We start from the raw sequence: 13,384 nt of genomic DNA, 5'->3' as shown, positions 1-13,384 counted from the left end.
TTAAAAGAGATTAAACGCTGCTCTTCATAGTGATATTACCTTCGTATCATTGAGAAAGCTTGCGTTTTGACTTTCTTATAATAATACACAAGCATAACACAGGATTGATAACGGAATAAGATAAAAAAAATATAGCTAGGATCGATGTAAAAGCATCAGTGTTCCCATCGGGGATGCCATTAAAAATATAAGCCATTAGACCCATAAAAAATAAAAAAACTGAAAAGGGTAAAATCATGACAATTGCTATAAATATTAATATGTTTGCAGAAAAATAGGACGAAAAATAATAGAGGAGCATGACGATAAGAAGTCCTAAACCAATTTCAACCATATTATGTGTCATAGTTAATATAATCGCAATCATATTAATAATGATGGATAATGAATAAAAATAAACATTCTTATTTAACAGTTATCTCCAACTCCTTTACAATGTAATTATATCATAAAGAAGCATTGTTTTTTAGAAAGTAAGCAGTCTATGATTGCAAAATAATAGCCAGATGAACGGATATAGGCTATTATAAACAAAAGAACGTTTTTGCTTGCACGAATATTAAGATGGAGGAATGATCAATGACTCAAATTTTTAATTCAGTTACCGAATTGATTGGCAAGACACCAATTGTAAAATTAGGACGTATTGTCCCTGATGGAGCAGCAGATGTTTTTGTAAAGCTTGAATTTTTCAACCCAGGTGGCAGTGTAAAAGACCGAATTGCGTTAAGTATGATTGAAAAAGCAGAAAAAAGCGGCTTGCTTAAGGCTGGAGATACCATTGTAGAACCGACTAGCGGGAATACAGGGATCGGACTAGCAATGGTTGGTGCTGCTAAAGGATATAAAGTTGTGATTGTTATGCCTGATACGATGAGTATTGAGCGCCGCAAATTGATGCAGGCGTATGGTGCTGAATTATTGCTAACCCCAGGCGCAAAAGGAATGAAAGGGGCTATTGCCAAAGCGACAGAACTGGCTGATAAAGATGGCTATTTCATGCCCATGCAATTTGATAACCCAGCTAATCCTGAAACTCATGAAAAAACAACTGGAAAAGAAATTCAAGACGTTTTCGGTCCAGCTGGCCTAGATGCCTTTGTTGCTGGCGTGGGCACTGGCGGTACCATAACGGGTGTTGGCAAAGAATTAAAACGAGTGTATCCTAGAATTTCAATTGTCGCAGTAGAACCGACTGAATCCCCTGTTCTAGAAGGTGGAGAGTCAGGTCCGCACAAAATCCAAGGGATCGGAGCAGGTTTTATTCCAAATGTTTTAGATACCAAAATTTATGGAAGAGTCATTGCGGTTCCTAGTGAAGTAGCCATGGAAACAGCTCGTCAATTAGCAGTTGAAGAAGGCTTGTTAGTAGGAATATCAGCTGGTGCTGCAGTTTCTGCTGCAATTGAAGTCGCAAAAGAATTAGGTGCGGGTAAAAAAGTACTGACCGTGATACCTGATAATGGAGAACGATATTTATCAACAGCTTTGTACAATTTTTCTGAGTAATTATGTTAAAAAAAGAACAACTCTCGGACTGCTTTATAAAGGTTAAACAAATGCAGTGTTACAATAAATCTTAACTATTGAAAGCTAAGCGTAATTGCTTGGCTTTTTTGTCAGCTTTTTCCGTTTGATGATATTCATCTGGAGAAAGCTAAGTTTTCTTTTTCAATTTTAATTTGTCTAATCACACAAAAAGTATGTAATAATTTAATAAGGTGCGTAAATTAGCGATAAACAGGAGATTTCCTATACTATTTATGCAATTATTCTTGTCAAGATAGTTTAGAAATAGTATCATTTAAGAAAGAAGACTGGGAGGGGAACCAAATGGACAATATATTGGTAAAGAATGCACTTGAAGAATTAAAAGAAGCCAATATTCGTATTACTCCTCAAAGATATGCGATTTTAGAATATCTAATTGAGAATCATAGTCATCCAACCGCTGATGAAATTTATCGCTCGTTAGAAGATCATTTTCCTAATATGAGTGTAGCAACTGTATATAATAATTTACGTTTATTCACGGACATCGGTTTTGTTCAGGAAATGAATTATGGTGATGCATCAAGCCGTTTTGACTTCAGCTCTAAAAAGCATTATCATGCTATTTGTCAAAATTGTGGTAAAATCGTTGATTTCCATTATCCGGGACTGGAAGATGTAGAGATGGCTGCAAGTAAATTGACAGGTTTTGAAATTAATGAACATCGCTTAGAATTATATGGTCTATGTCCAGATTGTCAAAAAAAAGAAAATGAATGAAATGAGTGAGAAGATGAAATCTATTCATACAGATAATGCTCCTAAAGCTATCGGACCTTATGTACAAGGCAATATTGTGAATGGCTTATTATTTGCCTCAGGACAAGTTCCTTTAAGCCCTGAAACTGGAGAAGTTGTTGGCACTACAATAGAAGAACAAGCAAAACAAGTCTTAGATAATATTGCAGCGATTCTAAAAGAAGCAGGTAGTGACTTTGATCATGTTGTCAAAACGACTTGCTTTTTAAAAGATATGAATGATTTTGCCTCTTTTAACGAGGTTTATGCAACGGCGTTCACGAATCAATTACCCGCTCGTTCGGCTGTAGAAGTAGCCCGCTTGCCTAAAGATGTTTTAATTGAAATCGAAATTATTGCTGCAATAAATGAGTAGAGCTTTAATTTCACAAGCTGAGAAACCAATGTTTCTCAGCTTTTTTTACTGTGAAAATAGTGTTTTCGACTAAGATTACTTGTTTTTAAATGAAAAACGAGTTAAAAAAAGAAAAGTTTGTGAAAAAATAAGTTTGCAATTCACAAGCAAAGAACTCGAATATGGTTTCTTACTTTGTTATATTTTTAGTATACCAATAGATTTTATTATACATTCATTGGTGAAAAATTTAACTTGAAAGAAGGGATTTACAAAATGAAAGTCGTAGTCGTAGGATGTACGCATGCAGGAACAGCTGCAGTCAAAAGTATTTTAACAAATCACCCAAACGCGGAGGTAACCGTTTATGAACGAAATGATAATGTATCATTTTTATCATGCGGAATTGCTCTATATGTTGGAGGAGTAGTAAAGGAGGCTGACAGTTTATTCTATTCAAGTCCTGAAGAACTAGCGTCTCTAGGTGCTACAGTTAAAATGGAACATGAAGTCGAAACTATCGATGTTGATCATAAAACAATCACTGCAAAAGATTTAAACACAGGAAAAGTTGAAACAAAAGAGTATGATAAGTTAGTAATGACAACAGGTTCTTGGCCAATCATTCCTCCTATCAAAGGAATCGAAGCTGAAAATATTTTATTATGTAAAAACTTTAACCAAGCTAACGTGATCATTGAACGTGCAAAAGATGCGAAAAAAGTTGTCGTTGTTGGCGGAGGCTATATCGGTATCGAATTGGTCGAAGCATTTGTAGAGTCAGGGAAAGAAGTTACGTTGATTGATGGCTTGGATCGTATTTTAAACAAATATTTAGATAAGCCCTTTACAGATGTTTTAGAAAAAGAACTTGTTGATCGTGGTGTAACTTTAGCGCTGGGTGAAAATGTTCAAGAGTTCCAAGCTGATGCGAGCGGACATGTGAATAAAGTAATTACTCCTAGTCAAGAATTTGAAGCGGATATGGTAATTATGTGTGTTGGATTCAGTCCGAATACAACATTACTTAAAGATAAGGTAGATATGTTGCCAAATGGTGCGATCGTTGTAGATAAATTTATGAGATCAAGCAACCCAGACATTCTTGCTGCAGGTGATAGTGCAGTTGTACACTATAATCCAAGTAATACAACTAACTATATTCCGCTAGCAACAAATGCAGTTCGACAAGGTATGTTAGTAGGGTACAATTTGGCAGAAGAAAAACTAGCTTATCGCGGAACTCAAGGAACTTCTGGTTTATATTTATTTGGCTGGAAAATCGGTTCAACAGGCGTTACCTTAGAAAGTGCAAAAATGAACAACTTAGAAGTTGAAGCAACACAATTTGAGGATAACTATCGTCCAGAATTTATGCCGACAACTGAAAATGTGATGATGGAATTAGTTTATGAAAAAGGAACAAACCGTATCGTTGGTGGACAATTAATGTCCAAGTATGATATTACACAATCTGCTAATACTTTATCTTTGGCTGTTCAAAATGAAATGACTGTGGAAGATCTTGCATTATCTGACTTCTTCTTCCAGCCGCACTTTGATCGTCCGTGGAATTACTTGAATTTATTAGCTCAAGCTGCGCTAAAAGATATCGCTGGAAAATAAAAAAATTGACTTAGTAATGAGATCACAATCATTGTGATCTCATTACTAAGTGTTAAACTGTGGGGGAAAACTGTTTTTTAGTTTTGTTTTCCCGCAGTTTTTTTGTTGAGAGAAGAGAAAAGCTTTGCTTTTTTAGCATTTTTTTGAGATGCTTTAGTGAGTAATACGAATGAGAGGTTAGAGGATGAAAGGAAATACAAAAATAAGAGAGCTTGCTATTCGTTCGTTATATGCATTAATCGGCGTTGCAATTTTAGCTTTTGGCGCTGCAACTTTACGAATAGGTCAGGTAGGTTTAGATCCATACACTGCAGCAAATATTGGGATTGGTTCTGTGCTAAACCTTTCACTTGGTGTGTATCAATTGCTCATCAATCTGGCTATCTTAGTCTTGGTTTTTATTTTTGGAAGGCAATATATTGGGATTGGAACTGTGATCAACATGGTTCTTGCAGGTTTTTTCATTGATTTTTATACGTGGGTTTATACAAGTTTTTTCACGATTAAACTCAATTTATTTTCACAAAGCCTACTCCTTATTTTTGGCGTATTGATATTCACTTTTGGCGCATCATTTTATATGTCAGCTAAGGTTGGGAATGCTCCTTATGATGCAATTGCGCCCATCATAGTCAAACATACTGGTGCTCAGTATCGTTTAGTGAGAGTAGTCCAAGATATCATTTTTGTAATAATAGCCTTTATTTTTGGTGGTCCCGTTGGTATTGGGACAGTAATTAACGCCTTTTTCACAGGTCCATTCATTGATTTTTGGAATAAGAAAGTTTGTCAGCCGTTAATTGAAAAGAGTATCGCAAAGTAAATGAGTAGTTGGTTATTAAATAGATTTCAGGAACAAAGCGAGCAATATTCTTTGATTCTGGAATCTATTTTATACTAAAATAATTTACATAAGGAAAATGATAGCGTTTTTATTTTTCTTAGGATGGAATTTAATATTATACAGATAATTATTTTGGTACCTATATATTATTTTGATTAAAAAAATATTTTTTATAAAAGAGCGTAAAATGTTTGTTTATAAGCGTTTTACGCTCTTTTTTGGTATTTATTCGCAGAATATTTTTTATTGATTAAAATAAAATTAATATTTTCGGTTCATATCATTTCCAAAAATATTATAAAGGTTATAAAATCCAAAGGTAGAAGCTTAAATAATTGTTTATATTGCTCATGTTTTATGAAAGGAGAGTGTCTGTCGGTTTTAGTAAGCTTCTAGTTGTTCGTTATGTGGTATCAGTTTAAACGCAAGAGGAGGATAATCATGAAAGATGATAAGCAAAAAAAGAAAAGTACTGCCTATTCAAAAAAACAGAGTAAGTATCGTGCATTATCATTAGTGTTGACAAGTAGTTTAGTTATTGCCCCGTTAACGATTCCATTATCGTTTTATTTACCCGGAGGATTACTGCTTCAGCTGCAATTTTAGATGCAGAAATCCTCTCAAATATCACTACTTCAAATGATAGCGGTACATCCGCAGGAACTCGTTGGTCCGCTGATGGAACATCAAAAAATGTGAACTTTTCTATAACTGGAAGTGAGTTAGTTGGGGGAACTGTTATCACGAGCGGAACAAAGCAAGCTGTATTATCAATTCCGACTGAATTAAACGGACGCGTTTCTCCAAACGGAGCAGCACAAATTAATACAAATGTGACTTTAACAGTTGGTGACTTAACGTTTTTAACTGGAACGTTGACTGCCGTTAATAATTTATCGAATTTGTTGACTGATATTGTTGGTGGGTCTTTGGGGAGTTTAACGGGAGTTACCTTGAATTTAACTACAGTTAATCAAAAAATTGACGCTTTAAATAATCTTGAGAATTTTGGTAGTGCACAGTTTAGTTCTAACGCTGTTCTTTCTCCTGATGGCAAATATATTCAAGCCAATATCGATGATGGATTAGGTTTAGTTTTAGCACAGAATGTATCATCTCTTTTACAAGATTTAAAAGCAGCAGTTGACGCTTTACAAGCATCTGGTAGCGGAATTACAAGTAATGTAGTTGCAGCAGCTATCAACGCCGCGTTACTCCCAGTTAAAGGGACTGTAGACACAGCTATTAATCTTGCTTTACCACTAGTAGGAATTGGAGGCGCTGGGGTCAATCAATTAGCTGATGCTTCAGTATTGGGTTCGACAACGATCAATATTCCAACAACCGTTGTAAGTCCAACAAGTCTAACGCAAAACTTAGACGCCAGATTCGTTGGAACTGTTATAAAATCAGATGTTATTGATATTAGCTTGATCAATACAGCTAACGGAGTATCTGATATCTATTACGCCGGTAATGCAGCGATTGTAGCACCACCAGTCGTAACGAATACGACTGGTACTTCAACAACAGGCTATACCGTATTCGGTACAGCAACAGCAGGTGATACAATTACGATAAAAAACGCAAGTGGAACAACAATTGCGTCGGGACCAGCAACTGGTGGGAATTTTGAAATCAGCATTCCACAAGGCTCCGCAACTGCTAGTGAGGTATTGACCGCTACAGCATCCAACGGTGGTAATGAAAGTACACCAACTTTCTTTACTACACCAGCCGATGCAGTAACTGTAGCACCGCCAGTCGTAACGAACACAACAGGTACTTCAGCAACAGGTTATACTGTCACTGGTACAGCAACGGCTGGAAATACGATAGATATTAAAAACACAGGTGGAACAGTGATTGGAACAGGCACAGTTGATGGTAGCGGTAATTTTAGTATCACAATTCCGCAAGGTCAAGCAATAGCGAATGAAACTTTAAACGCAATTGCTAAATCTGATGGTAATGAAAGTACACCGACCACCTTTACTACACCGTCCGATACAGTAATTGTAGCACCACCAATCGTAACGAATACAACAGGTACTTCAGCAACAGGTTATACTGTGACTGGTACAGCGACAGCAGGAAATACGATAGATATTCGTAATCTAAGTGGCACTACAATCGGAACGGGCACAGTAGATGGGACTGGAAACTTCAATATTACAATTCCACAAGGTCAAGCAACAGCTAGCGAGACTTTAAATGCTATTGCAAAATCTGGATCCGATGAAAGTACATCTACTCCGTTTACAACACCAGCCGATCCAATTGTTGTAGCACCACCAGTCGTAACAAATACAACAGGTACTTCAGCAACTGGACATACAGTAACAGGAACGGCCACAGCTGGTAATACAGTAGATGTTCGGAATGCCGGTGGCACTACAATTGGAAGTGGCATTGCTGATGGTAGCGGTAATTTTGCTATTGTGATTCCTCAAGGATTGACAACTGCAAGCGAGTCCTTGACTGCGGTAGCAAAAATAGGAGTAAACGAAAGTACACCTACTCCATTTACAACACCAGCCGATCCGGTAATCGTCGGCGCACCAACAGTTGACAATGTATCAGGAACCTCGAGTACTGGTTATACAGTAACAGGGACAGCGACAGCAGGAAATACGATTGATATTAAAAACACAGGTGGAACAGTGATTGGAACGGCTGTTGTTGATCCAAGTGGCAACTATACAGTTACAATTCCAACTGGATCTGCAACACCAAACGAACAACTCTCTGCAGTGGCAAAAGATGCAGATGGAAATCAAAGCCCAGCAACATCATTCACAACACCAGCAGATCCAGTGATAGTTCAAGCACCAACTGTTGATAATGTAACAGGAACAGGCGCAACAGGTTATACGGTGACAGGGACAGCAACAGCAGGAAACACAGTGCAAGTTAAAAATACAGGCGGAACCGTAATCGGAACAGCGATTGCCGATCCAAGTGGTAATTTTACAGTTACGATTCCGGTTGGTTTAGCAACACCAAACCAACAATTAACAGCAACTGCTAAAGATGCAGATGGGAACCAAAGTCCAGCTACATCATTCACTACGCCTGCTGATCCTGTAGTTGTCGGTGCCCCAACGGTAAATAATGTCACTGGTACATCAGCGACTGGCTATACCGTAAACGGTACGGCGACAGCAGGAAATACTGTTGAAGTTAAAAATACAGGTGGAACCGTAATTGGAACAGCGATTGCCGATCCAAGTGGTAATTTTACAGTTACGATTCCGGTTGGTTTAGCAACACCTAGCCAACAATTAACAGCAACTGCTAAAGATGCCGATGGCAATCAAAGTTCAGCAACACCATTCACAACACCAGCCGATCCAGTCGTTGTCACTGCTCCCACAGTTGATAGTGTGACGGGTAATTCAACAACAGGTTATACAGTGACAGGTACGGCACCAGCAGGAAGTACTGTAGAAATCAAAAATACAGGTGGCACGGTGATTGGAACAGGCGTAGCAGATGGAAGCGGCAATTACACAGTTACGGTTCCAGCCGGTTCAGCAGCACCAAGTGAACAATTAACAGCAACTGCTAAAGATGCCGATGGTAATACAAGTCCTGGAACATCATTTACAACGCCAGCCGATCCAGTCGTTGTTACTGCGCCAACAGTTGATAGTGTAACAGGTACAGGAGCAACAGGTTATACTGTAACGGGGACAGCTACAGTTGGCAATACTGTAGAAATCAAAAACACAGGTGGAACCGTAATCGGAACAGCGATTGTAGATCCAAGCGGCAACTACATTATTACGATTCCAGTTGGCCTAGCAATACCAAACCAACAGTTAACAGCAACTGCTAAAGATACAGGTGGTAATACAAGCCCTGGAACATCATTCACTACGCCTGCTGATCCTATAGTCGTCGGTGCCCCAACGGTAAATAATGTCACTGGTACATCAGCGACTGGCTACACTGTAACGGGTACTGCGACAGCAGGAAATACTGTAGAAATCAAAAACACAGGTGGCACAATTATTGGAACCACATTAGTAGATCCAAGTGGCAACTATTCAGTGATAATTCCAATTGGAGCAGCAAATCCTAGCCAACAATTATCCGCAATAGCTAAAGATACTGATGGCAATCAAAGCCCAGCAACACCATTCACAACACCAGCCGACCCAGTAGTGGTTCAAGCGCCAACAGTTGATAGTGTGACGGGGAATTCAACAACCGGTTATACAGTGACAGGAACGGCACCTGCAGGAAGTAATTTGGAAATTAAAAACACAGGTGGCACAGTGATTGGGACAGGCGTAGCAGATGGTAGTGGAAATTATACTGTTACGATCCCAGCTGGCTCAGCATCACCAAATGAACAATTAACAGCAACAGCTAAAGATGCAGATGGCAATACAAGTCCTGGAACAACATTTACAACACCAGCTGACCCGGTAGTGGTTCAAGCGCCAACAGTTAATAGCGTAACAGGTACATCAATGACAGGTTATACAGTAACAGGAACGGCAACAGCTGGTAACAGAGTTGATGTTAAAAACACAGGCGGAACAATCATTGGAAGTGCTGTGGCAGACGGTAGTGGCAATTACACAATTACAATTCCAATAGGATTAGCACAACCACTTCAACAACTTTCTGCAGTAGCTGTAGATGGAGATAATAACCAAAGTCCAGCAACAACATTTACAACGCCAGCCGATCCAATAGTCGTTCAAGCCCCAACAGTTGATAGTGTAACAGGTAATTCAACTACGGGTTATACAGTAACAGGAACAGCACCTGAAGGAAGTACTGTGGAAATCAAAAATACAGGTGGCACGGTGATTGGAACAGGAGTAGCAGATGGAAGCGGTAATTACACAGTTACGATTCCAGCTGGTTCAGCAGCCCCAAGTGAACAATTAACGGCAACAGCAAAAGATGCAGATGGTAACACCAGTCCAGGAACATCATTTACAACGCCAGCTGATCCGGTAGTTGTTACTGCGCCAACAGTTGACAGTGTAACAGGAACAGGGGCAACAGGTTATACAGTGACAGGTACGGCCGCTGTAGGTAATACTGTTGAAGTTAGAAATACAGGTGGAACAGTTATAGGAACAGCAATCGCAGATCCTAGTGGCAATTACACAGTAGTGCTTCCAGCCGGTTCAGCAACGCCAAATCAACAATTATCTGCAGTTGCGAAAGACGCTGATGGAAACCAAAGTCCAGCAACTCCTTTCACTACGCCACAAGATCCAGTGGTTGTTAGTGCACCAACAGTTGATAGCGTAACAGGTACAGGAGCAACAGGTTATACAGTGACAGGTACGGCCACAGCTGGTAATAGAGTAGATGTGAAAAATACAGGAGGAACAATTATTGGAAGTGCTGTGGCAGACGGTAGTGGCGATTACACAATCACAATTCCAGTAGGTTTAGCACAACCACTTCAACAACTTTCTGCAGTAGCTGTAGATGGAGATAATAATCAAAGTTCGGCAACACCATTCACAACACCAGCAGATCCAGTAGTGGTTCAAGCCCCAACAGTTGATAGTGTAACAGGTAATTCAACTACAGGTTATACAGTGACAGGTACGGCAACAGCAGGTAATACTGTAGAAGTTAAAAATACAGGTGGAACAGTGATTGGAACAGGTCTATCAGATGGCAGTGGCAATTACACTGTTGTAATTCCAGCCGGTTCAGCATCACCAAATGAACAATTGACAGCAACAGCTAAAGATGGAGCTGGTAACACTAGTCCTGGAACAATCTTTACAACACCAGCTGACCCAGTTTCTATTCAAGCTCCAGTTGTTACTAGCGTAACAGGAACATCGGGTACTGGTTATACAGTAGTTGGTACTGCGGTTGCCGGTGACACAGTTTCAATCAAAAAATTAAATGGAACGGTGATTGGTTCAGCCGAGGTAGATGGTAGTGGAAATTACTCAGTAGTGCTTCCGACAGGTTCAGCCAGTCAACTTGAGCAATTGAGAGCGATAGATTCTGACAGTGCAGGGAATCAAAGTCCAGCAACATCGTTTACAACACCAGCTGATCCAATAGTAGCAGCACCAATCATAACTAGTGTAGTAGGTGATTCTCAATCTGGATACACGGTCAAGGGAACAGCAACTGCTGGGGACTCTATATCACTTAGAAGTCTTTCTGGTGATGAAGTAGGAGCCGGAGAGGTTGATGATACAGGTAAGTTCTCAATTGAATTAGGCGCTCAAGATGTAACCCCATTACAAGAATTAAATGCGGTTGCAATCGATGATGCTCTTAACACTAGTTTACCAACATTATTTACAATCCCTGCTGATCCATCTTCAAACATTAAAGCACCAACAATCAGTAGTGTCACAGGGACATCAAAATCTGGCTATATCGTAACTGGTAAAGCGACAGCAGGTAACAAAGTTAAAATTCGCAACGTTGCTGGAAGAGTCATCGGATCAGGTGTAGCTGATCTGAATGGAACATTTTTAGTTGCAGCACCGTTTGCACTAGATGGTGAATTTGCCATAGCTTTACCAAAAGGAGTAGCTACTGAAAATGAAGCGTTGACAGCGACTGCTGAAAATAACGTTGGAGAAGTTAGTTCAGCAACACCATTTATGACACCGGCCGATCCAACAGTCTATGTTGCAACACCAATTATTAATAGCGTGAGCGGAAACTCAATGACTGGTTATACAGTCAAAGGGATTGCTACACCAGGAAATAAAGTGGAGCTTCAAAATACAGTTGGAGAAGTTCTAGGTGCAGCAACAGCAAGCGACACTGGTGGATTTGTCATCGAAATACCAATTGGTTTTGCTGAACCAAAAGAACTCGTTTCAGCAATTGCCAAAGACATCGATGGGAATCAAAGTGAACCGGCGAACTTCAAACTTCCTGCCGATCCAGGTGAAAATGGTGGTAACGGTAGCGGAAATGGAAATGGCACCAGTAACGGTGGTAACTTAGGGAATAATGGTAACTCCGGGTTGAAAAACTTAAGTTCTACACAAAAAAATCTTCCAAACAATGGTGAAATTGTTAGTAATTGGGGATTGGTAGGCGCGTTACTTCTAGGTGTTCTAGGATTCTTCACCTTTAAACGTACAACAAAAAAAGAAGAAGAATAAAGGGAAAAATAACACATGAACTTTCTATAAGGACTAAAACATGAGGTGGGCATATGTCCTATCTCATGTTTTTTATAATAACAACCATAAATAAAGAATTAGGCTCGTTTTTCGACCAAAGAATCTTTCTTTCTATATCTTTTTATCGTAAAATGAATTTAGACAAAAGGAAAGGGAGGATTTACACATGCCGATTCGTGTTCCAAAAGAGCTACCAGCAATTAAAGTACTAGAAAAAGAGAAAATTTTTGTGATGGACGAAGATCGTGCCATGCACCAAGACATTCGCCCTTTGGAAATTTTGATCTTAAATTTAATGCCTAAAAAAGATGAAACTGAAGTTCAACTTTTGAGATTGCTAAGTAATACGCCCTTGCAAATCAATGTTGAATTTTTACATATGAGTAGTCACGAGGCGAAAAATACATCAAGTGAACATTTGAACCGTTTTTATTGTCAATTCAAAGAAGTTAAAGACAAATTTTACGATGGCTTGATTATTACAGGTGCACCAGTTGAACAGATGCCGTTTGAAGAAGTTGATTATTGGCAAGAGTTGGAAGAAATATTTGAGTGGAGTAAAACACATGTGTTTTCAACATTTCATATTTGTTGGGGGGCGCAAGCTGGTCTCTATTACCATCATAAAATCGATAAGTACCTCTTAAACCAAAAACTAACAGGGATTTACATGCATGATGTATTGGCGCCAACTTGGAGTATCTTGAAAGGATTTGACGATGTATTTTTTGCTCCTCATTCTCGCTACACAGGTATTGAAAGACGCGACGTAGAGAAGGTTGAAGCTTTAGAAATTTGATTGAATCAAAAGAAGCTGGGATATTTTTAGTTGGAAATAAAAATAATCGAGCATTTTACGCAACAGGACATTTGGAATATGATCGTGAAACATTACAACAGGAATTTGAACGTGATCAGTTAAAGGGGATCCAACCTAATTTACCAAAAAACTATTTTCCAAATAATAATAGGAATGAACGACCGACATTAAGATGGCATATGGCTGCGTCCTTGTTATTTTCTAACTGGTTAAACTACGCAGTTTATCAAAATACACCTTATGATTTAACAGAACTACTGAAAAGAACAGAATTTTAACTATGAAAAGAGATGGGACAGAAG

General features: G+C 38.9%; 7 protein-coding genes and 1 pseudogene. All 8 read left to right on the top strand.

Translation table 11 applies throughout. From position 1 onward, the window contains the following. The first annotated feature begins 579 nt into the window (after positions 1-579). The 8 genes and pseudogenes from cysK to metA all read left to right on the top strand — a co-directional run bounded on the left by cysK (position 580) and on the right by metA (position 13,360). Entirely contained in the window at positions 580-1,509 is a 930-nt protein-coding gene (cysK, locus tag V192_RS0103430; protein ID WP_025868957.1) for a cysteine synthase A, read from the top strand. Positions 1,510-1,833: 324 nt separating this feature from the next. Beyond that, positions 1,834-2,271 (top strand): peroxide-responsive transcriptional repressor PerR, encoded by a 438-nt coding sequence (gene perR, locus V192_RS0103425; RefSeq protein ID WP_025868956.1) that lies wholly within the window; start codon positions 1,834-1,836, stop codon positions 2,269-2,271. Between the two features lie 13 nt (positions 2,272-2,284). Continuing rightward, on the top strand, positions 2,285-2,665 hold the full coding sequence (locus tag V192_RS0103420) for a RidA family protein (protein WP_025868955.1): 381 nt from the start codon (positions 2,285-2,287) through the stop codon (positions 2,663-2,665). A 255-nt stretch (positions 2,666-2,920) separates the two neighbouring features. Further along, positions 2,921-4,270 carry an NADH oxidase gene (locus V192_RS0103415; protein WP_025868954.1) on the top strand — a complete coding sequence of 450 codons (1,350 nt, stop codon included), beginning with the start codon at positions 2,921-2,923 and terminating at the stop codon, positions 4,268-4,270. A 184-nt stretch (positions 4,271-4,454) separates the two neighbouring features. Further along, positions 4,455-5,093, top strand: a complete 639-nt coding sequence (locus V192_RS0103410) for a YczE/YyaS/YitT family protein (RefSeq protein WP_025868953.1) — start codon at positions 4,455-4,457, stop codon at positions 5,091-5,093. A gap of 462 nt (positions 5,094-5,555) precedes the next feature. Further along, positions 5,556-5,720 (top strand): hypothetical protein, encoded by a 165-nt coding sequence (locus tag V192_RS21900; protein ID WP_239644557.1) that lies wholly within the window; start codon positions 5,556-5,558, stop codon positions 5,718-5,720. Next, complete coding sequence (locus tag V192_RS20810) at positions 5,672-12,241, top strand: Ig-like domain-containing protein (RefSeq protein WP_338030844.1); 6,570 nt, start codon at positions 5,672-5,674, stop codon at positions 12,239-12,241. The genes V192_RS21900 and V192_RS20810 overlap by 49 nt, the downstream gene beginning before the upstream one ends. A gap of 187 nt (positions 12,242-12,428) precedes the next feature. Beyond that, positions 12,429-13,360 (top strand): annotated as a pseudogene (gene metA, locus V192_RS19195) (homoserine O-acetyltransferase MetA). Positions 13,361-13,384 lie beyond the last annotated feature (24 nt).

The sequence above is a fragment of the Enterococcus crotali genome, assembly GCF_000633635.1.
Taxonomy (GTDB): domain Bacteria; phylum Bacillota; class Bacilli; order Lactobacillales; family Enterococcaceae; genus Enterococcus_L; species Enterococcus_L crotali.
The sequence above is the reverse complement of the archived record's forward strand: the minus strand, read 5'-3'. Positions and strand labels throughout refer to the sequence as shown.

Coding starts and splice junctions, on each gene's coding strand:
- perR (WP_025868956.1), top strand. CDS start 1,834: ATGGACAATATATTGGTAAAGAATGCACTTGAAGAATTAAAAGAAGCC.
- V192_RS21900 (WP_239644557.1), top strand. CDS start 5,556: ATGAAAGATGATAAGCAAAAAAAGAAAAGTACTGCCTATTCAAAAAAA.
- V192_RS0103420 (WP_025868955.1), top strand. CDS start 2,285: ATGAAATCTATTCATACAGATAATGCTCCTAAAGCTATCGGACCTTAT.
- V192_RS0103415 (WP_025868954.1), top strand. CDS start 2,921: ATGAAAGTCGTAGTCGTAGGATGTACGCATGCAGGAACAGCTGCAGTC.
- cysK (WP_025868957.1), top strand. CDS start 580: ATGACTCAAATTTTTAATTCAGTTACCGAATTGATTGGCAAGACACCA.
- V192_RS0103410 (WP_025868953.1), top strand. CDS start 4,455: ATGAAAGGAAATACAAAAATAAGAGAGCTTGCTATTCGTTCGTTATAT.